Raw genomic sequence first — 20,871 nt, forward strand, 5'->3', positions numbered from 1 at the left:
GGTGTTTTCCTTACGCCGCCGAGGTCTGTTTTTCGTAGAGAAAATGCAGCACTTTTTGGCGCAGCTGGTGATAGCGCGCATCCTCAGCCAGCGCCACGCGCGAACGCGGTCGGGGTAAATCGACGGTAAGTATGTCCCCCACCTGGGCGGCCGGACCATTGGTAATCATCAGGACCCGATCAGAGAGCAGCACGGCCTCATCCACGTCGTGGGTGATCAGCACAATGGTGGTATTTAACTCCTGCTGAATACGCATCACGCTGTCCTGCAGGTGCGCGCGGGTTAACGCATCCAGCGCGCCGAACGGCTCGTCGAGCAGTAAAACGCGCGGCTTCATTGCAAGGGCGCGGGCGATGCCGACGCGCTGCTTCATCCCACCAGAGATCTCGCCGGGACGCTTGTGCAGGGCATGACTCATTTGCACCCGGTTGAGGTTGTGCTCGATCCAGTCGTGCATCTCCGCCTTGTTCATCTTGCCTTTAAAAACCTGCTGCACCGCCAGTTCGACATTCTGAAACGCCGTCAGCCACGGCAGCAGAGAGTGGTTTTGAAACACCACCGCCCGCTCAGGGCCGGGACCGGTGACCTCGCGGTTATCGCACAGCAGCACGCCGCTGGTGGGTCGGGTCAGGCCGGCAATCAGGTTAAGCAGCGTGGATTTACCGCAGCCGGAGTGACCGATCAGACTCAGGGTTTCGCCCTGATGAATATCGAAACTGACGTTGTCCAGCGCCAGAAAGTCTCCGCCCGAGGTGGTAAAGCGCTGGCTGACCTGTTGTACGCGAATGATAGGTTGCATGATGTTCCCCTTATTTATCCCAGCTAAAACGACGCGCCAGCAGCATCAGTCCCTGCTCAAGCAGCAGGCCGACTACACCAATCAGCAGAATGGCAATCAGGATGTTTTCAACGTTCAGGTTGTTCCATTCGTTCCAGATCCAGAAGCCAATGCCCAGACCGCCCGTCAGCATCTCCGCCGCGACAATCACCAGCCAGGCGATGCCAATCGAGAGGCGCACCCCGGTGAGGACGGCAGGCAGCACGGCGGGAAACAGGATGCGGCGCATAATGGTCCATTCAGAGAGCTGCAGCACGCGCGCCACGTTGAGGTAATCCTGCGGGATGCGCTGTACGCCTTCTGCGGTGTTGATGATCATCGGCCAGATCGAACAGATAAAAATGGTCCAGCTAGAGGCCGGTTCCGCCCGCTGGAACAGCAGCAGACCGATAGGTAACCAGGCCAGCGGACTGACCGGACGCAGCAAGGCGATAATGGGATTGAACATGCGCGCCACAAAGGTGAAACGCCCCAACAGAAAACCGGCGGGAATGCCCACCAGCGCCGCCAGACCGAACCCGATGGCCACGCGCTGCAGCGAGGCCAGGACGTTCCAGCCAATGCCCTGATCGTTAGGGCCGTTGTTATAAAACGGATCGGCAAACAGGACTTTCGCCGCCGCCCAGGTCGCGTAAGGCCCCGGAAAGCCCTGGCTGTACAGCGCCGCGATCTGCCATACCAGAAGCAGGAGCAGGACACCGCACAGCGCCGGAATACAGCGCTGTAGCAGCGGACGCAGGCGCGCAGGCGGGCGCACTTTTTTAGGCGTAACCTGGAGGGAAACCACCGTTGCCTGAGTGGGCGTATTGACCGGCTGCGCCAGTGGACGAGTCTGGGTTTTCATCAGGGCCTCTCTTAACGTTTGATCGCGAAGCTGGCGGCATAGGCGGCGGGATCGGTGCCATCCCATACTTTGCCGTCCAGTAAAGTGCTGCTGCGCATGTCGCTGCCGGGCAGCGTGACGTTGCCGACCGCGCTGGCAGCCTGTTTGTAGATATCAATACGGTTAATCTGCCTGGCGACTGCCAGATAATCGGGATCGCTGGTGAGCATGCCCCAACGCTTAAGCTGGGTCAGGAACCACATGCCATCGGAGAGATAAGGGAAGCTGACGCTGCCGTCGTGAAAGAAACGCATCGCATGGGGATCCTGCCATTTTTGACCCAGTCCGTTTTCGTACTGGCCCAGCATGCGCCCTTCCAGCGTCTCGGGTTTGGTGTTGATCCAGGCGCGTCCGGACAGTACCTGCGCCGTTTCACGTCGGTTATCGTCTGACGCATCGATCCAGCGCGCGGCTTCCAGCACCGCAGACGTGAGCGCGCGGGCCGTATTCGGGTTGTCTTTGACCCACTCTGCGCGGGTGCCCAGAATTTTTTCCGGATGATCCGGCCAAATCTGCTGGCTGGTGGCGGCGGTGAAACCAATATTGTCGCTGATCGCCCGCTGGTTCCACGGCTCTCCCACGCAGAAGCCGCTCATGTTACCAATCTTCATATTCATCACCATTTGCGGTGGCGGAACCACGACGGTGCGCACGTCCTCAAACGGGTTGATACCGGCGTTAGCCAGCCAGTAATAGAGCCACATGGCATGGGTGCTGGTAGGAAAGGTATGCGCGAAGGTCATGCTGCCCTTCGCCTGGCTGTCGATAGCCTTTTTCAGGCTGGCGCCATCGGTCACCTTCTGCGCCTTGAGCTGGTTTGACAGTGAGATGGCCTGACCGTTGTTGTTTAACGTCATCAGGTTCGCCATATCGTGCTGAGGACCGGCGACGCCCAGTTGAAGGCCATAGATCAGGCTGTAAAGTACGTGTGCTGCATCCAGTTCACCCGAGGTGAGTTTATCGCGTACCGCCGCCCAACTCGCTTCTTTGCTGGCCTGCAGCGTCAGGCCGTATTTCTTGTCAAACCCCTTTACCGAGGCCATAACCACCGGCGCGCAGTCGGTCAGTGGAATAAAGCCGACGCGCACGGTCGGTTTTTCTGGCGCGTCGGAACCTGCCGCCCATACCGCGTTGCGCAATCCCGGCAGCAGCCAGAGTCCACCGACGGCGGCGCCGGATAACAGCAGTTGACGACGAGAGAGTGAAACTGGCGATTTGCTCATCTTTACCACCCTGAAGAAATAAAAAAAGGCGTCCTCCCCACTGCTCTCGCAAGGGGACGGACGCCTTTATCCAAAGCACTCGCTCTACCGCCGTTGGCAAAGCAAATACGTACACTCTTTAAGGTAAAGCAAACCGCGTGCCAGAATTATTTGCCGTCACGTCTGCCCTGCGCGGCGAGAGGTGGCGGATTTTTAATCGTTTTTGCACGTTGGTGACGCAGGTCACGCACAAGCGTTGTGCAGCTAACCCTTTCGGGTTAGCGCTTCACTGTGGCCGCGACCGTCACGATCGCCTGGGCGATTTCCGGCAGCCGTTTGTTTTGATCCATCGCGCTTTTGCGCAGCGTCTGCCAGGCCTTTTCTTCGCTCAGGCCATGCTGCTGCATCAGCCAGTTTTTAGCCTGATCGAGCAGCTTGCGCTCTTCGAGCGTGGCGCGCATGGCGGCCAGCTCATTGGCCTGGCGCTGCAGATGCTGAGACTGCTCACCAATCAACGACAGTAACGATCGCCCCAGCTGTGGGGCGAGGCCTTCGCTGTTAAGCGCGGTGGGCCGGGTAGCCAGCCAGTCTGCGCCAGACACATAGAGCGTGAAGTCACAGCCTGACGGCGCCACGCTCAGGGGCGCGCCAGCCTGATGCTGCGCCAGGGCGATAGCGTCCCGGCAGTGCGCCATCAGCACAGCAGACAGTTGGTCCTCCAGCGACTTCATTTGATCGATGCGCTCAGATAGCAGCGAGAACCAGTGCAGCGCCCCGCTGTCGTCGCGCCTGCCGTCGGTACAGGCGATGCGCCTCAGCCGCTCAATTTCCCGGCTGGGCTGCGCCAGCGGCTGCCAGTTGAGCAGCACGGCCTCATCGGCAAACTGCTGAAAAGTATTAAAGCTCTGTTCCTGCGCCTCAATAAGCGCCACCATCGTGCTGCGCTGTTCGGCCGTAAACTCCCCGGCCGCAAATCCGGCCGCGCCCTGGGCACGCTCCTGTCCCGTCAGCTCTTTGCCCTGCATAAAGCTGAACAGGGCGATAAGTGCCCGGGTAATTTCCGGATGGCTGGCGGTGTCGGCCGCTTCAAACACCAGATTAAGCAGGCTACGAATAATCGCATTGAACGCCGCCATCGCCTGCGCATGTGTGACGTCCTGACGGGCGATCTTCTGGCGCAGAACCGGCAAGTCTGCCAGTGCCTGTAACGCTGTCGCGATCAGGTTGCAAAAGCGGCTGTATCCGGGTTGAGCCTCCGCTCTGGGTAATGCCCGGCTGAACGCAAGCTGGCTCCGGCTGACATCCTGCTCACTTGCACTGCGCTCCTCGCCATACAGCCGCCCTTGCGAACAGATCCACAGGTTGCTGGCCCCCCGTTCGCGCTGCAGCTGATGAACCAGCTCGCAGACCGTAGTAATTAATTTACCGGTCTGCCGAAGTCGCTCCAGACTGGCAATATCGCTTTGCCGTGAGGCCTGCAACCAGCTCAGTGCGTCATCCATTGCTCAACCCTCTGAATGCAAAAAAAGAGTCAAGCAAAAGCCGTGCCGCTTCCGATCGCAGGGCCATAAGGATGAGGGTGCCTGAACAATGACCGCCAGGATCGCAGTCCAGGCAATGCGTGCTGTTAAATTGTTATTGGCGCTTAGGCTTTTTTTTGCCTGTCATCTGACTGTGCCACTATCCAGCCCGACGTGTCTGGCTGGCCTCGGCATGTCTGCTTTGCCCTGTGCGCGACAAGGTGAAACCGACACGACAACGCGGTGTGATAAGAAGGTGATGAACGCGCTTTACCATGCTATATCATTGGGTGCAATGGTTTGAATTCTCAAAAGTCTTAGGTAGACTGAGCGCTGTACAGGATAAATGTCATTTACCGCATTATCTTAACGGCTTACCTACCCGACTGCGCTTCCTCCCCAGTGAAGGTGAACAGCCGTGTTCTGATAAACAACATGCAGGTATATTGATAATATCGTGAGGAAAAAGGTGAAAAAAAATTTAGCGTTTATCCTGTTAGCGGGACTTTTATTGTCCGGCTGTAAAACGCCACCGCCTGCGGTGAATGATGACACCCTGGTCACCAGTGATGTGAACGGTGTGAAACTGGTACACCGTCATGCCGTGGCGGCACCAACAACCTTTACGCCCATAAATCAAACCTGGCGCGCCCTGTACAAGGCGTCGGTGATGACCCAACCCGATTACGGCGGCAAGGTTGTTCGTTACCTGGAGGCGGGCAAGTCTTTTGAGGTTCTTGGCAGCGTTGAGAACCACTGGCTGGCCATTGCTGATAAGCCGGATGGCATGTTAACCGGTTACGTGCCGCTGAAGGCGGGCGTAGAAAGTCATCGTTATGATGACACGTTACGCAATGACCGTCCGCGTCCGCGAAAAACTAAACAAGTGTGCGTTGACGTCGGAGGCGACAGCAAAGCCTGTCGTAATACCGCGACGGCGACCTGGATTCTGAACTAATGAAATTAACTACCTGCCGTGCTGGTCACGTTGCCAGAAACGCTATCTGTCGCGGGAAGAACACACAGTAATGAGCGTGGAATCCTCACCGCGAGAGGTCACGACCTCGGGTACCGAAAATCTTTTGCTTAAAGCGGCCGCGCCACTGCTGAATGCGGTGGTGCAGATTCGTCAGGCCGCCACGCACGACGATCCTGCGGGTTTACGTCAGTCACTGATTGATGAAGTGCGCGTCTTTGAACAGCGCTGCAAGCAGGCGGGTTTGCCGTTTGAAATGATCATTGGCGCACGTTACTGCGTCTGCAGCGCGCTGGATGAGGCGGCCGCGCAAACGCCCTGGGGCACGCGCGGCGTCTGGTCCGGTAACGGCATGCTGGTCACCTTTCACAATGAAAGCTGGGGCGGTGAAAAATTCTTTCAGCTGCTGTCTCGCATCTCGCAAAGCCCTCAGCAACATCTCTGGCTGCTGGAAATCATCCATTACTGTCTGTTACTGGGTTATGAAGGTCGTTATCGGGGCAGTGAAAAAGGCCGGGCGCAGTGCGACAGCCTGCGGGCACGACTCAAGGCCCTGATTGATGAAACGCGCGCTCAGCAAAGTACCGATTCCGCCCCGCTGGTGCAGGTGCATCCGCTGGTCAGCACGCTCGCGCGGCCGATGGTGCCGCTCTGGGCCTGTGCGATGCTCGTCGCCCTTATCGGCTGTCTGATTTACAGCGGGCTGAACTGGCGACTGGGCAATGCTGCCGAACCGCTGCTGCGCAGCCTCTACAACATGCCGCTGCCGCAAATCACGGTAAATCGCCGCCCTTCCTCGCCGCAGGCCCTGCTGGATTTACGCCAGCGGCTCAATGACGTGATCGCCGCCGGTCAGCTGGAGGTCAGTGATGGCGCGTTTGGCAGCAAGGTGATTATTCCTGCTGACAAGCTGTTTGCCGAGCAGGGAACGGTCATCAACCCGGTTGGACGGGCCATCCTGGCGCGGGTTTCCAGCGCGATGAAAGATGTGAAGGGCACGATTCTGGTGTCGGTGTTTACCGACGACAAGCCCGTGGACGGCAGCCGCTTTGCCTCCAGCTACGAATTTTCTTTTGCCCGGGCGCGTTCCGTCAGCCAACTGCTGCAGGTGCAGCTCGCTGACACCCACGTTATCCGCTCTGAAGGACGCGGTGACAGCGATCCCCTGCTGCCGAACGACAGCAGCGAGAACCGAACCCGCAACCGCCGTGTTGAAATTACGCTGTTCGCTGCACCTGAAACACTGAGCACTCACCAAGGAACACACTGATGCGCGCTTCTTTTCGCTTATTTTTAACGCATCGACTGCTGTGGAGCTTTATCGGTGTAACGGCACTGAGTTGCCTGTTGTGGATGCTGGGGCCGCTTATCACCTGGAATGAAACCCGTCCGCTTGAACCCGCCCTGCACCGCGAAATCGCCGTGAGCACGCTTTATCTGCTTTGGATTGTGCTTCAGTTAATCCCTGCGGTTTACCGTGCCTGGTATAACAGTCGTCTGCTGGATCGGCTGCAGGTGGTTGAAAGCGACGATCCCGCCGAGCGTCAGGCGACGGAAGCCCTGCTGAGTCAGCGTTTTAGCGAAGCGGCCATGCGCCTGAAACGCACCCATTTTGGCCGGCGTCAGGGCAGCCTGTGGGCACGCATCAACGCGAATTATCTTTACCAGCTTCCCTGGTACCTGATGATTGGCGCGCCGGGTGCCGGTAAAACCACCGCGTTGCTGAACGCCGGACTGAAGTTTCCCCTTACCGATACTTTTGGTAACGAGGCCGTGCGCGGCGTCGGCGGAACACGCAACTGCGACTGGTGGTTCACCGACAGTGCGGTATTGATCGACACAGCCGGACGTTATGCGTTACAGGAGAGTCAACGCGCCCGTGATGCCAGCGAGTGGCAGAGCTTTATTAATCTGCTGAAGCGCTATCGTGCCCGACAGCCGATCAATGGCGTTATCATGAGCATCAGCGTCGCAGATTTGCTGAGCGACTCGGCCGAGGCGCGTTTTGAGCAGGCTAACGCCCTGCGCGACCGCCTGAACGAACTGCATCAGCACACCGGTATTCACTTTCCCGTGTATATCATGGTGACCAAGACCGACCTGCTGAAAGGCTTTATGAGCTATCACGGCTCGCTGGATAAAGCCCGACGCGATGCCATCTGGGGATTCACCTTTCCCTGGGATGCCGGTAAGCCCAATAAGCAGGACTGGCATCCGCACTTTGACCTGCAGTTTACCCAGTTAGAGCAGAAGCTGCAGCTACAGCTGGCCGATCAGATGACCCACGAGCGCGATCTCAATGAGCGGGCAGAGTGTTTCCTGTTTCCTCAGGAGTTCTCGTCTCTGCGCCCGCTGCTCAGCGAATACCTGGACATTGTGTTTTCACCCCGCGCTGAAACCGTCGCCTGGAATCCGCGCGGGCTGTTCTTTACCAGCGGCACCCAGGAGGGCTTACCTTTCGACAGAGTAATGGGTGAGCTCAGCCGCAAACTGCAACTGCGCCAGGCCGGTTCCCATTCGATTGCAGCCTGGGACCGCGTGAACCGCAGCAGCCCGATTCCCGGAAATAAAGGCCAGAGCTTTTTTATTCGCGATCTGCTGAGCAATCTGGTGTTCAGGGAGAGTGGTCTGGCGGGCAGCAACCGTCGCTGGGAGTACCGCAATCAGCTGCTGCACTGGATTGGCTACGGCATGCTGGCCGGCGCGCTGGTGATCATGAGCGGCTTATGGCTGACGAGTTACTATCAGAACCAACACTATCTGCAGCAGGTTACGGCGCGATTGCCGGTTATCTCACAACAAAGTCAGCAGGTGATACATCAGCCCGCTGATAATATTTTTGATCTGCTACCCTTTCTGAATAACCTGGTGAAGTTACCCGTGTCCGACCAGTTTTCTCTCGATAATCCGCCGCTTACTATGCGAGCCGGTTTATATCGTGGAAACCAGGTCAGCGATGCAGCCTGGGCGCTTTATCAAAATGCGCTTAAGTCTTTATTGCTGCCCCGCGTGGCGCAACAGATCACCAACCTGCTGCGTAATGACCCGGGGGATGATAACGAGTACAGCCGAAATGCGCTGCGTGCTTATCAGATGCTGTATCAGCCGAGAAATTATGATGGGGAATTCCTCCGCGCCTGGCTGCTGCAGAATCTGCAGCATTCGTTACCGGAGAAGGTCAGCGCCCGGGATTTGCAGCAGCTGGACTGGCACCTGAGTCAGTTGCTCGATCAGCAAATTCAGTCGTCACCCTATGCTCGCGACAATGCGCTGATGATGCGCAAGCTGGCTGATAACTTAAATAATGCGGGTCGCGACAGTACCCTGCTGGCCACTGCGCCGCGCAAAGCTCAGCGCCTGACGACGCATAACCCATAATAGCGAGGTGAACATGCCTGTCTCTCTGGCCCCTGGCTGGTACGGTAAATTACCCTCCACGGGGGACTTTTTGCATCATCGGTTAACCGAGCAGCTGATTGCGCCCTGGAACCACTGGTTTCAGCAAGGTCTGGTGCACTGGCATCATCAGGATGATGCGGTGAGCGCCGACTTCCTGCGCGCCCCGGTCTGGAATTTTGTGTTACCGATCACCCCAATACGCAATCAGGTGCAAATGGGTTGCCTGCTGCCCTCCTGCGATCGTGTAGGCCGTGCCTGGCCACTGCTGGCGCTGCTGAGTTTCCCCCTGGCCCAGTGGCATCCGGCACAGTTAACGATTTCGGGCGACTGGTATCGGGATCTGGGCGCGACACTGTTGAACGCCGTGACGCAGCAGCAGAGTCCGGCACAGCTGGAACAGGCGATCCAGACCATGACGCCGCTGATGATCCCGGTACAGCAGCACTCCGATATCATGGATGTAATCGGTTTCCAGGATTTACCTTGCACCCTGAGCTGGCAGGATGTTGCTGAACGTTTCGACCCTCAGCAACATATTAGTTACTGGTGGAGCAATCGCAGTGACGGTTTCGTTCATGCCACGCACAAGCATAGCGGCAACCTCACCCCCGAACTGTTCTCATTACTGTTTAATCCGGCGGCAGGTGCACAGCCGGGTCGCAATGGCCTCTATCCACCGATGTTTGAGTGAGGCGTTGCTACTGTCCTCACTGACGGGATAACTCATGCAATTTACCATCGTTCAATGCACGTCTGATGTTCCGGTGAAAACCGTCACCTTTCATCCCCCGGGCGGCACTATTGGCCGCAGCCAGGATAACGACCTGGTGCTACCGGATGAAGCCCGTTCTATTTCCCGCCTGCAGGCGCTGGTGCACCTGTCAGGCGAAGGCGAATGCCGTCTGACCAATCAGGGCAGCGTCACGCCTGTTGAACATAACGGTGTGGCGCTGAAGCGCGGCGTGCAGGTGCGCCTGAAGCACGGCGACGCCCTGCGCATTGGTGACTACGCCATCGACGTGCGCGATCCGGCAGTTCACGGCGTAAACAGCGATCCCCTGGCGTTTTTTACCGACGCCGCGACGCGAACGAATCCGCTGGATATTCCCGACCATGCCGACGTAGAGGAAGTGGTGGAAGAGGCTGTCGTGAAGCGGCCTGAACGGCGCGGCGACGCGAGGCTGGCCATTGATCCCCAGACCAGCGAAACTTTTCACGTACCCTTCGCCGCTGGAGTGGAGCAGGACAAACTGGTGGCGGCCCTGCTCGACGGCATGGGCCTTAATAACGGCCATAATACGGCTATCAGCGAAGAGCAAATGCGCACAACGGGCAGAATGTTGAGCCTGTTCTCGCAGGGGACGGTTGCCCTGCTGTCATCACGTTCCATTCTGAAACGTGGCGTGAAAGCCGAAATGACGATGATCCTGAACGAGGCAAATAATCCGTTCAAAATCCTGCCTTCAGGCAAAACGGTTCTGATGCAGATGTACCAGAGCCAGATGCCGGGTTTTATGCAGCCCGAGCAGGCCGTGCGCGATGCGCTGGTCGATCTGCAGGCGCACCAGCTGGGCATGATTGCCGGGATCCGCGCGATTATCGCCGCGATGCTGCAGTCGTTTAATCCTCAGGGACTGGAGGAGCAGGCGCGCGCTGACGGTGCCGTATCCAAAACCCCGTTCTCGTCCTTTAAGAAAGCCGCCCTGTGGGACTATTTTACTCGTCGCTACCAGCGCACCGCCGGCGAGATCGAAGACGATTTTCATACGCTATTTGGGGAAGCCTTCCTGCATGCCTACGACATGGAGGTCAATCAGTATAAAGACTCCCAGACGCGCACGGACGACGCATGAATATTGCCTTTGCCAGTCATTGTCAGCAGGGGCTGCGCGATGAGAATCAGGATCGAACCGGTGTGATACTGGATGCGCGCAAAGCCTGCTTTGTCGTGTGTGATGGCGTGGCTGGCCTGCCCGGCGGCGATCAGGCCGCACAGCTGGTATGCGATGTGCTGATTGAACAATTGCAGGATTGCGAGCAGGTTACCCCCGTCGTGACGCATCAGGCGGTGGAAAAGTGCCGTTCAATACTTGAAATGGCCCAGGGTAATAATCCGAATTTTTCCACCATGTGCACCACGCTTGCGGGCCTGTTTATCGACCGCACCCGACAGCGCGCATGGTGGGCGCACGCAGGTGACAGCAGGGTTTATCACTTTCGTCACGGGGTGCTGAATGAGGTGACCCGCGACCACAGCCTGGCGCAAAAGTTGAGCGATGCGGGCTATGAAAATACCGGAATTAACAGTAATTTACTCTATAATGCGCTCGGCATAGAACCCGCTCATCCCGTGACCTTCGCTGACGAAATTTTGCTGGAAGATGGGGATGCGTTTTTAGTCTGTAGCGACAATTTCTGGCTGAATCTGACCACCACGGAAATGGAACAGGCTCTGCGCATGGTCAATGACTGTGATGAGTGGCTGACGTTAATGGCGCAGGCGGTGAGCCGCGACGTAAAGAAAGACAACCTCAGCGCCCTGGCGGTGTGGATCGGTGAGCCGCAGGATGCCACCCTGCTCTACACGCTGGCTGACTCAGCACGTTTTCTGCCCTCAGGCTATTGATTAAAGGAACTCTATGAAATTGTGGTTGCCCGCTATAGCCACGTTGTTTATGGCCTTTGCTGCGCAGGCGGAAAATTATCGTGTGGTGTATTCACCCAGTCTTGAACTGGAAGTGTACATTGACAATGTTGCGGGCAAAACGCCTGATGACTGGTGCCAGGAAACGCTACCGATCCGTATCGTATCGGGCAAAGACCAGGATTCAGCGATTTTAAAATCCTTTCTGCCGCGCGTGGGTACGCTATTAGCCAACCAGTGTAACGAACTGGACGTCTTGCCCTGGCAGATGATGAACGGCGAGGGCAAGGTGCTGGCGACAGGCAGCGCCAGCAAGCTGCAGAACTGGCGAATGATCGTGAATACCGATGCAGCCGCCCCGGCACCACGGGCCAGCGCAGCCAGTCCGTCGCGTCCGGCAGACAACACGCCGCTGCAGCATTTCGCTTTACCGAACGGCTGCCGTTTCCGCACCGCGTGGGACGAGCGTGGACTGTCGATATTTGTGCCCGACAAAGGTAAGCAGCAGTGCTCATCTGAGGGCTGGCTGGAAGGCAAAAGTGAAATAACCCTGAGCGGTGGCGCGCAGCCACAGACGTTTGCGGTCAGTTTTTACCAGGGTTATCCCCTTGCCAACCTGACGCTCACCGACCAACGCCTGCAAATTGTGGATGTGAATAAACAGCGTATGATTCTGGCCCGATCCGATGCGCCAGACAGCTGGATTGTATTGCCCTTTGATGAACAGCAGCATCTGTGGCGCTTTGACGGAACCTTATTGATCAAAGCCGATCAGGCGACGACACAGCAGGATACCACCGCGCTGGCCTCGCGCATCAGCACCTTGCGCAGCCGCTGGGCAACCGGTTTTACGTCGTTCCAAAAAGTGAATGTGTTACTTGTCGATGCCTTGCGCGCAGATCGGGTCGATCCTGGCGCAGGTGCATGGCGTAACATCAATTAATTACCGCGTAGCCTGACAAGCAGGCCCCGTTCAGAGAGTCTATTATGTCGGCTAATGACAGTCAGAAAACAATACCGAATGCCTTACCTGACGGATATCGTTTTAACGAGTTCGAAATTAAAGAGGTGATTGGCGGCGGCGGTTTCGGCATTGTCTATCGCGCATGGGATCATCAACTTGAACGCACCATTGCGATCAAAGAGTACATGCCTGTGTCGCTGGCGGTCAGAACACAAGACTTATCGCTGGAGCTGCGCGGTGAACGCTTTCAAAAGCTGTTTAACGCCGGTCTGAACAGTTTTATTCAGGAAGCCCGACTGCTGGCGCGCTTTAACCATCCCGGCCTGCTGCACGTTCTGCGTTTCTGGGAACAGAACGGCACCGCCTATATGGGAACGCTCTACTACAACGGCATGACGTTGAAAGAGTGGCAGATCACCAGCCATGAGGCGATTTCAGAAGCCTGGATTCGCCGCCTGCTGCCGCCGCTGTTAGGGGCGATTAACACCATTCATCAGGCTGGCTATCTGCATCGCGATATCTCGCTGGACAACATCCAGATTCAGGAAAATCAGCTGCCGGTCCTGCTCGACTTTGGCTCCGCCCGTAAAGAAATTGGCAACCTGTCCGACGAAACCGAAATCATGCTCAAGCCGGGGTTTGCACCGATTGAGCAGTACAGCGAAGAAGGTGAAAGCGAACAAGGGCCGTGGACGGATATTTATGCCCTGGGCGCCGTATTACATACACTGATTACAGGTGCCCCGCCGCCGGTCAGCGTGGTGCGCTGCATTGAAGATAACTACCTGCCGCTGGTCACGCGCAAACCGGCAGGTTACTCGCTGCCGCTGCTGCACGCGATTGACTGCGCGCTGATGATGAAGCCCCACGATCGCCCGCAGAATATCGATGAGTTTGCCGCGTTAATTGATTTGCCGGTTAGCGACGTTGAGGCGGTGGTGAACAGCCTGCAACAGCGTAACGACGAGCAGAATAACAGCGAGGCCGCCTCAGCCGATACCGCGCCACCGGTCGTGTTAGCAATGAATCATGGTGCCACGGCGGCAGAACCCGTGACCGGACGTAACGTCCGTCGTCTGTCGCCAGGATTAGTGGCACTGGCCGCTGTGGCGCTGATTGCGGTTGCGGTGGTGGTCTGGATTGAGAATTCGCGCGCGCCAGCGGCGTCCCTCGTCAATAAGGGCCCGTCATCATCGGGCGCCGTAACGGGCACGGTGCCTGCCGGGCTGGCGATGGTTTACCTTAAGCTCACCAACGACGAGCAGGTGGTACTGAACGGCCAGCCCGTTGCAGTACGTGCCAGCAGCAACGGTTTTGCGGTGCTAAACCTGGCCGCCGGGCAGTACCGCATTGACGTACGCGCCGGTAACAGGCTGCGCAGTCAGTCATTGGTGATCGATAAACCCGGCACCTGGCTGATTAATCCCACCAATTAGTGCGCGGCAATACAGGATAAGGGCAGCCTGGCTGCCCGTTTTGCTCAAGGATTTGCTGGCTCAGGCCTGTTTCAGCCAGTCTTGTTGCAACGCACGTACCTGGTGCGCCAGACGGATCAGGTCTTCCTCCTCCATGCCGCGCCGGGTCAGCTCGGCTTCCAGCGAGAACAAATACTGGGCATTCGACCCCAACGGCCCGGTAGCCGCGGCAATCAATGGCGCAACGGCCTGCGGACAGGTGTCATCCTCATACAGCGGGTGACGCGGATCCATAATAAACACCAGCGCGGTCACGCGGCGGCCGTCTTCCAGTGAAAGTTCACACCAGGTCGGCAGGTAGCAGCCGGTAATCATTTCTCGCTTCCACAGCAGCGCCAGCTCGTCGTGCAGGCGCGCTTCCGGCAGACGAAAGGCCAGCCCTTGGGTCATTCCGCCCTCTTTCAGCGCCAGCATGCGGCCCGGATGTGCAGCCGTGCCGCGTCCTGCGGTGAGGCGTAAACAGAATGCCCGATGCCAGCCGTCCAGTGACGCCGATGCCACCTCGTCTGCCTCAAATACCGGGTTCCACATCAGCGAACCGTAGCCGAAGATCCATACCGGGCTGTGATCGGGCCGACACGCCAGGGTTGCTGCCAGCGATGCTGCACGCTGTTCACAACTCCACAGGAGTGTTTCCTCGATATCACCAAATGACGTTTTACAATCTGCTTTTAATAAGAATTCCCGGGTTAGCAATGCGACCTCCTCAACGTTCACCACATCCTGTGCAAGTGGCTCCTCTGCTCTGTGACGTTCAACATTCACTGATTCACGCTCTGTTCATTTAACTGACATTAATTATTAACACAATGAGTTGCAAGCAAGAGTCGGAGTAGAAAGTAAAAATCTACTTATATTGCGGTATTAAAAGAAAAGTTAATTAAATACCAAAATCTTATTTTAAAAAAATGCTGAGATGTAACAGCTCGTTATCGCGGATTATGTACACGATAATAACGGCTTTTTATTAATAACAAATACGAAACAAATGCGACAGGTCGTTAATATCGGATTGGGCTCATGAGGGACAACGGCGGAGGCTGCCGCGCCCGCGTTGGCAGGCGACATCATTATTGGGGCAGGCGTTGAAGCAGAAACACAGCATCCCGTTCGGGGCGGGATGGGTGAGCGCGTCGGCTGAGCGGATGTTATTTTTTAGGATGCCATTTATCATCATCCCCTTTTTGATATTCATGCTTTACCGCTGCCCAGGCCACCTTATGTGCAACCTCTTCACGGGATTCATCCCCACGGCGATCGTCAGGGTCTTTGTACTCTGTCCATGCGTGGTTAAAAGCCTGCTGGTAGATGTCCTGCGCGTGGGCAGGCAGAACACGTTTAACAGGCTCCGGAAGATCGCTTCGCTTATCGTAGGGCATAGCCACTCCTCAGTTAACAGGGGAATGAATAAGCCTGGCGCAGATGGCCATAAATGCAAACCGGGTTTTATTGTGCCTTCCGCGATTTTTCTCTTCAATGGCAGGTTAATGCCCCCCTTTCACTACCTTTTATGGGGCTAAATGCCAGGATAACCCTGGTAATTGCATCTTCTTCCGCCTGATTTCACAGAGGAAACGTGCGATAAGCGAAAGTTATTCGCCCTTCAAACAAAAAAAGCCTGAAAGTAAAAAGCGGTAAATTTTCACATTCATTGTGATTGAAAAGTTAAACTGCGTAACCTATAAGTTTCAATGTAATGATGGGTAAATGAATTACCCCTTTTATTCAGCAGAGAGGATGGTGAATGCCTTCACATGAAAAAACACGTCACAAAGAGTTTTCACTAATACTTCCCCTTATTGCCCTGGGCATACTCTATTTTTTTAGCGCACAAACCTCACTGCCTGTTGTGGTCGGTATTAACTTACTGGCGCTGTTGGCGATCCTCAGCAGCGCCTTCAGCGTCGTGCGCCATGCGGACGTTCTGGCTCACCGTCTGGGTGAACCCTATGGCTCGCTGATTCTCAGTCTTTCTGTGGTGATCCTCGAGGTCAGCCTGATTTCGGCGCTGATGGCCACCGGCGATGCGGCACCGGCGCTGATGCGCGATACGCTTTATTCCATCATCATGATTGTGACCGGCGGTCTGGTGGGCTTCGCGCTGTTGCTGGGTGGAAATAAATTTGCCACTCAGTATGTGAATCTGGCTGGGGTAAAACAGTATCTGATTGCCATTTTCCCGTTGGCGATTCTGGTTCTGGTGTTTCCGAATGCTCTGCCGGGTGGAAACTTCACTACGGCGCAGGCGCTGCTGATCGCTGCGATTTCTGCCGCAATGTATGGCGTTTTCTTGTTGATTCAGACTAAAACGCACCAGAGCCTGTTTATCTACGAGCACGAAGATGAAAGCGATGATGGCGATCCCCATCACGGTAAGCCTTCTGCCCACAGCAGCGTCTGGCACGCTATCTGGCTGATTATCCATCTGATTGCGGTCATTGCCGTAACCAAGATGAATGCCAACCCGCTGGAGCATTTGCTGAGCGAGATGAACGCACCTAAGCAGTTCACCGGTTTCCTGGTAGCCTTATTGATTCTTTCGCCGGAAGGGCTGGGCGCGATAAGGGCTGTATTGATGAATCAGGTTCAGCGCGCCATGAACCTGTTCTTTGGCTCGGTGCTGGCGACCATTTCACTGACGGTGCCCGCCGTCTCCATCATCGCCACCCTGACCGGACAGGAACTGATCTTTGGCCTGGAGCCGCCGCAGATGGTGATTATGATTGCGTCACTGATTCTGTGCCAGATCAGCTTCTCAACCGGCAGGACCAACGTACTGAATGGCGCGGCCCATCTGGCACTGTTTATTGGTTACCTGATGACGATAATGCTGTAATCCGCTGATCCAAGACAAAAAAAAAGAGCGACTATTCGCTCTTTTTTCTTATCGGCAGCCGCTGGCTTAGTTGCTGGTATCCAGCGCCGGGAAGCTTTTGACCAAATCATCAATCGCTTTCATCTGCACCAGGAAAGGCTCCAGCTTGTCCAGTGGCAACGCCGACGGGCCATCGCACTTAGCACTGTTGGGTTCCGGATGCGCTTCGATAAACAGACCCGCAATGCCCACGGCCATACCGGCACGGGCCAGCTCTGCCACCTGAGCACGGCGCCCGCCCGAGGCGGCACCAAAAGGATCGCGGGTTTGCAGCGCGTGCGTCACGTCGAAAATGACCGGAGAATTATTGGTCACCTTCTTCATCACGTTGAAACCCAGCATATCCACAACCAGGTTGTCATAGCCGAAGTTACTGCCGCGATCGCAGAGAATGACTTTGTCATTTCCGCCTTCGGCAAACTTATCCACGATATTGCCCATCTGGCCGGGGCTGACAAACTGCGGCTTCTTGACGTTAATCACCGCGCCGGTTTTTGCCATCGCTTCGACCAGATCGGTCTGACGCGCCAGGAAAGCCGGCAGCTGAATCACATCCACGACGTCGGCAACCGGCTGGGCCTGGGATGCTTCGTGAACGTCGGTAATGATTTTCACGCCAAACGCCTGCTTCAGCGCCTGAAAAATCTTCATGCCCTCTTCCAGGCCGGGACCACGGTAAGAGTGAATTGAGGAACGGTTGGCTTTGTCAAAAGACGCTTTGAACACGTAAGGAATGCCGAGTTTGTCGGTCACTTTTACATAGTGCTCGCAGATGCGCATGGCGAGATCGTAAGATTCCAGCACGTTCATGCCGCCGAAGAGAACAAATGGCAGATCGTTTGCGACCTTGATATCACCGATACTGACGACTTTCTGTGTCATGCCCTTTCCTTATCTGGGGTGACGCTTAATGCAGCGTCACGCGTTTTTGTTCGATTGCGTGAATCTGAACTTTGATCATCTCGCTGACCGGGTCTTCAGGACACTGTTCAACGAAGTAGGTTAAGTCATTTAACGCGATATGTTCGCACTCAAGCTGAGCATAAATTAAACCACGATCGCGAATTTCATAGGGATCGTCCGGATCAATTCGCAGAAGTACCTGACTGACGTTCAGGGCCAGCTCCATCTGCTTCTCTTCCATCAGGGCCGCTTTCAGCGTATCCAGCATCTTGCGCATGACGCTCTCGGTTTTGGCTTCGTCCAGATCGTCATCATACAGACGCGCCAGCGGACTGATATTGCCCTTCAGCCACACTTCCAGCGTGTGCGTGTCCAGGGTTTCCCCGTTAAAGGGATTAATCAGCCACTTGTCGCCGTCGAGCCAGTCGGCGCGCAGAATCAGCTGCGTCGGGAAAATCACCGGCATCAGGGGTAATTCCAGTTCAGCCGCGATATGCAGCAGGATCACGCCCAGCGATACCGCCGTGCCCTGACGGGTTTTCAACACTTTATCCAGCCAGAGCGCATCTGACAGGTTATAGACGCCGCTGGCACCGCCAAATTTCCACTGCTTGTAAAACAGCTCCAGCAGCTTTTCGAGCTTTAAATCGGCATCCTGTTCATGACTGACGTAGTCACGGGCTTCAGCCACTAACGCAGCTAACTGTTCTTCAACCGACAACGCCGGGAAATCAGTGCGGATGGCCATCGTGGCACCAATCACTGCCTCACACAGCGGTGTCTCACTGTAATCGAGTTGTTCGGTGGAGCTCATACTATCCCCAGTAACGGCATTTTACTCAGTGCCAGCTTAATGATCGTCACCAGCGCAATCAATGCCACGATAAAGGCGATCCAGCGGGTGCGGTCAGAACGTGGGCGGCGGCTTAACGCAACCGACCCAAGGGCAATATAGATAATAACGCCTAACAGCTTCTCAGTCAGCCAGCTTCCCTGAGGCGAAAACGGATAGAAATGGGTGATCATCACCAGCGATGCACCGCTCAGCAGCAACAGCGTGTCATTGACATGAGGCAGGATGCGTACCCAGCGGCGTTGCAGCATCGCAGAGCCTGTGCGCTGCCAGTAAAATCGCAGCAAAAACAGCAAAATAGTTACTGCCACGGTCAGCAGGTGCAGATTCTTGATTAGCGGATAGTAAGCAAACATCGTTCATCCATGTTGTTCTTGAGTATTCTTCAATAGCGCGCTCAGGCCGGGTGCGGGGCTGCCTGCCCAAACGTGACCCGGGGGTTACCGCCATAATCATTCGCCGTCGCCACCGACAGGTAATGATGCTGCTGCATCAAGTGGCGCACGGCTTCGTCCTGCTGCCAGCCATGCTCCAGCAGCAGCCAGCCGCCTGGCTGTAACCAGTTTATCGCCTGCTCGATCAGCAGCCGTAAATCCGCCAGGCCCGCCTCTTCCGCCACCAGCGCACTGCGTGGCTCAAAACGCACATCGCCCTCGTTAAGGTGGCGATCGTTCGCGTCGATATAGGGCGGATTACTGACAATCAGGTCGAATCTGGCTGGCGTAATCTGCGCAAACCAGTGGCTTTGTATGAAGGTGGCGTTAGGTATGGCCAGATGCGCGGCGTTGCGCTGAGCTAGCGCGACCGCGGCAGGAATGCGATCGACACCGATGACGTCGCAATCCGGACGTTCGCTGGCAATCGCCAGGGCTATCGCCCCGCTTCCGGTGCCCATATCCAGGACGCGTGCGGGTGACTCAGGCAGATGCGCCAGCGCCTGCTCCACCAGTATTTCGGTGTCAGGACGGGGGATCAGCGTCGCGTCGTTCACCTGCAGCGGCAGCGACCAGAACTCCCGCTCGCCGATCAGATGCGCAACAGGTTCGCCCCGGGCGCGACGCGCCAGCAGCACGTCTAACTCTTGCAGCTGCGCTTCCGTCAGGAGAGTTTCATCAAACGCCACCAGCCAGCTGCGGGATTTGCCGGTCACAAACCCCAGCAAAATCTCTGCGTCTCGTTTCGGACTGTCGCCCCCACACAAGGTGGCGACCGCATGTTTCAGCCAGTGACGGATATCCATCAATCCTGACCGGCCAGCGCGGCCAGTTGGTCAGCCTGATATTCCTGCACAATAGGTTCAATCAGACTGTCCAGCTTGCCTTCCATGGTTTCATCCAGACGGTAGATCGTCAGGTTGATACGATGGTCAGTGACGCGGCCCTGCGGGAAGTTATAGGTCCGAATACGGTCAGAACGGTCGCCGCTGCCCAGCAGGTTGCGGCGCGTACTGGCCTCAGCTTCGTGGCGTTTTGCCATTTCGGCCGCATGGATACGCGCGCCCAGTACGGACAGGGCTTTGGCTTTGTTTTTGTGCTGAGAACGTTCGTCCTGGCACTCCACCACAATACCGGTTGGCAGGTGGGTAATACGAATCGCAGAGTCGGTGGTGTTGACGTGCTGGCCACCGGCCCCTGAGGAGCGGAACGTATCAATTTTCAAATCAGACGGGTTGATCTCCGGCAGCTCGGCCTCCGGCAGTTCCGGCATCACCGCCACCGTACAGGCGGAAGTGTGGATGCGTCCCTGGGATTCGGTTTCTGGCACACGCTGAACGCGATGGCCGCCTGATTCGAATTTAAAGCGGCCGTAGGCGCCTTCACCCATCACGCGGGCGATCACTTCTTTGTAGCCGCCATGTTCGCCCTCGTTGGCGCTGACGATTTCAACGCGCCAGCGACGTGACTCGGCGTAACGGCTGTACATCCGGAACAGATCGCCGGCAAAAATTGCCGCTTCGTCGCCGCCGGTGCCGGCCCGCACTTCCACAAAGCAGTCGCGCTCATCGTCTGGATCTTTCGGCAGCAGTAACAGCTGCAGCTGTTGCTCCAGGGACTCACTTTTTTCCCGTGCTTCCAGAAGCTCTTCCTGCGCCATATCGCGCATCTCAGGATCGTCGAGCAACATTTTGGCGGTTTCGATATCGTCCTGGTTCTGCTGCCAGTCGCGGAAGCAGCGCGTGACATCGGTCAACTGAGCATATTCACGCGACAAAGCACGAAAGCGGTCCTGATCGGCAATCACGCCGGCATCGCCCAGCATCGCTTCCACTTCTTCGTGGCGCTCCTGCAGCGCTTCCAGTTTAGCAACAATAGAGGTTTTCATTTAACTGTGGGATTCCC

At 56.4% G+C, this 20,871-nt stretch carries 20 protein-coding genes; 9 read left to right on the forward strand and 11 right to left on the reverse strand.

What is annotated here, in order from left to right; genetic code table 11:
* Positions 1-10 precede the first annotated feature (10 nt).
* The 4 genes from AAIE03_RS09320 to AAIE03_RS09335 all read right to left on the reverse strand — a co-directional run bounded on the left by AAIE03_RS09320 (position 11) and on the right by AAIE03_RS09335 (position 4,425).
* On the reverse strand, positions 11-799 hold the full coding sequence (locus AAIE03_RS09320; RefSeq protein ID WP_498562961.1) for an ABC transporter ATP-binding protein: 789 nt from the start codon (positions 797-799) through the stop codon (positions 11-13).
* A gap of 10 nt (positions 800-809) precedes the next feature.
* Entirely contained in the window at positions 810-1,682 is an 873-nt protein-coding gene (ntrB, locus tag AAIE03_RS09325) for a nitrate ABC transporter permease (protein ID WP_014605988.1), read from the reverse strand.
* An 11-nt stretch (positions 1,683-1,693) separates the two neighbouring features.
* Positions 1,694-2,944 carry a CmpA/NrtA family ABC transporter substrate-binding protein gene (locus AAIE03_RS09330; protein WP_019105336.1) on the reverse strand — a complete coding sequence of 417 codons (1,251 nt, stop codon included), beginning with the start codon at positions 2,942-2,944 and terminating at the stop codon, positions 1,694-1,696.
* Between the two features lie 257 nt (positions 2,945-3,201).
* Positions 3,202-4,425 carry a nitrate regulatory protein gene (locus tag AAIE03_RS09335; RefSeq protein ID WP_210456244.1) on the reverse strand — a complete coding sequence of 408 codons (1,224 nt, stop codon included), beginning with the start codon at positions 4,423-4,425 and terminating at the stop codon, positions 3,202-3,204.
* 487 nt (positions 4,426-4,912) lie between these two features.
* Between AAIE03_RS09335 and AAIE03_RS09340 the strand changes: the two genes are divergently transcribed.
* The 8 genes from AAIE03_RS09340 (at position 4,913) to AAIE03_RS09375 (ending at position 13,862) form a co-directional block, all read left to right on the forward strand.
* A complete protein-coding gene (locus AAIE03_RS09340; protein ID WP_015700446.1) occupies positions 4,913-5,401 on the forward strand; it encodes an SH3 domain-containing protein in 489 nt (162 codons plus the stop codon).
* Between the two features lie 70 nt (positions 5,402-5,471).
* Positions 5,472-6,689: a type IVB secretion system protein IcmH/DotU gene (gene icmH, locus AAIE03_RS09345; RefSeq protein WP_014593565.1), complete on the forward strand. Its 1,218-nt coding sequence runs from the start codon at positions 5,472-5,474 to the stop codon at positions 6,687-6,689.
* Positions 6,689-8,797, forward strand: a complete 2,109-nt coding sequence (gene tssM / locus AAIE03_RS09350) for a type VI secretion system membrane subunit TssM (protein ID WP_110015067.1) — start codon at positions 6,689-6,691, stop codon at positions 8,795-8,797. Before icmH ends, tssM begins: the two co-directional genes overlap by 1 nt.
* Before the next feature lie 13 nt (positions 8,798-8,810).
* The gene (tagF, locus tag AAIE03_RS09355) at positions 8,811-9,509 is read left to right on the forward strand and encodes a type VI secretion system-associated protein TagF (protein WP_014593563.1); all 699 of its coding nucleotides are present in this window, start codon (positions 8,811-8,813) and stop codon (positions 9,507-9,509) included.
* A gap of 34 nt (positions 9,510-9,543) precedes the next feature.
* A complete protein-coding gene (tagH, locus tag AAIE03_RS09360; protein ID WP_210449387.1) occupies positions 9,544-10,671 on the forward strand; it encodes a type VI secretion system-associated FHA domain protein TagH in 1,128 nt (375 codons plus the stop codon).
* A complete protein-coding gene (locus AAIE03_RS09365; protein WP_498562962.1) occupies positions 10,668-11,444 on the forward strand; it encodes a PP2C family protein-serine/threonine phosphatase in 777 nt (258 codons plus the stop codon). The genes tagH and AAIE03_RS09365 overlap by 4 nt, the downstream gene beginning before the upstream one ends.
* Before the next feature lie 13 nt (positions 11,445-11,457).
* Positions 11,458-12,405 (forward strand): hypothetical protein, encoded by a 948-nt coding sequence (locus tag AAIE03_RS09370; RefSeq protein WP_498562963.1) that lies wholly within the window; start codon positions 11,458-11,460, stop codon positions 12,403-12,405.
* Positions 12,406-12,449: 44 nt separating this feature from the next.
* Positions 12,450-13,862 carry a serine/threonine protein kinase gene (locus AAIE03_RS09375; protein WP_013025532.1) on the forward strand — a complete coding sequence of 471 codons (1,413 nt, stop codon included), beginning with the start codon at positions 12,450-12,452 and terminating at the stop codon, positions 13,860-13,862.
* 60 nt (positions 13,863-13,922) lie between these two features.
* On the opposite strand, the gene AAIE03_RS09380 is transcribed toward AAIE03_RS09375, so the two are convergent.
* The gene (locus tag AAIE03_RS09380; RefSeq protein WP_024472169.1) at positions 13,923-14,597 is read right to left on the reverse strand and encodes a gamma-glutamylcyclotransferase; all 675 of its coding nucleotides are present in this window, start codon (positions 14,595-14,597) and stop codon (positions 13,923-13,925) included.
* Between the two features lie 452 nt (positions 14,598-15,049).
* Complete coding sequence (gene chaB / locus AAIE03_RS09385; RefSeq protein ID WP_014605995.1) at positions 15,050-15,280, reverse strand: putative cation transport regulator ChaB; 231 nt, start codon at positions 15,278-15,280, stop codon at positions 15,050-15,052.
* Positions 15,281-15,645: 365 nt separating this feature from the next.
* Here chaB and chaA point away from each other — a divergent pair, with 365 nt between their 5' ends.
* Positions 15,646-16,737 carry a sodium-potassium/proton antiporter ChaA gene (gene chaA / locus AAIE03_RS09390; protein WP_013025529.1) on the forward strand — a complete coding sequence of 364 codons (1,092 nt, stop codon included), beginning with the start codon at positions 15,646-15,648 and terminating at the stop codon, positions 16,735-16,737.
* A gap of 66 nt (positions 16,738-16,803) precedes the next feature.
* On the opposite strand, the gene kdsA is transcribed toward chaA, so the two are convergent.
* Genes kdsA through prfA form a run of 5 tightly spaced genes read right to left on the reverse strand, consistent with a single transcriptional unit; the run spans position 16,804 to position 20,854 of the window.
* The gene (gene kdsA, locus AAIE03_RS09395; protein ID WP_013025528.1) at positions 16,804-17,658 is read right to left on the reverse strand and encodes a 3-deoxy-8-phosphooctulonate synthase; all 855 of its coding nucleotides are present in this window, start codon (positions 17,656-17,658) and stop codon (positions 16,804-16,806) included.
* A gap of 25 nt (positions 17,659-17,683) precedes the next feature.
* Entirely contained in the window at positions 17,684-18,493 is an 810-nt protein-coding gene (gene sirB1 / locus AAIE03_RS09400) for an invasion regulator SirB1 (RefSeq protein WP_014593560.1), read from the reverse strand.
* Positions 18,490-18,888, reverse strand: coding sequence for a SirB2 family protein (locus AAIE03_RS09405; protein ID WP_013025526.1), 399 nt, complete (start codon positions 18,886-18,888; stop codon positions 18,490-18,492). The genes sirB1 and AAIE03_RS09405 overlap by 4 nt, the downstream gene beginning before the upstream one ends.
* A gap of 41 nt (positions 18,889-18,929) precedes the next feature.
* Positions 18,930-19,772: a peptide chain release factor N(5)-glutamine methyltransferase gene (gene prmC / locus AAIE03_RS09410; protein WP_072136669.1), complete on the reverse strand. Its 843-nt coding sequence runs from the start codon at positions 19,770-19,772 to the stop codon at positions 18,930-18,932.
* Entirely contained in the window at positions 19,772-20,854 is a 1,083-nt protein-coding gene (gene prfA / locus AAIE03_RS09415; RefSeq protein ID WP_013025524.1) for a peptide chain release factor 1, read from the reverse strand. The genes prmC and prfA overlap by 1 nt, the downstream gene beginning before the upstream one ends.
* Positions 20,855-20,871: the final 17 nt, after the last annotated feature.

This window comes from Pantoea sp. Ae19-2 (genome assembly GCF_059801205.1).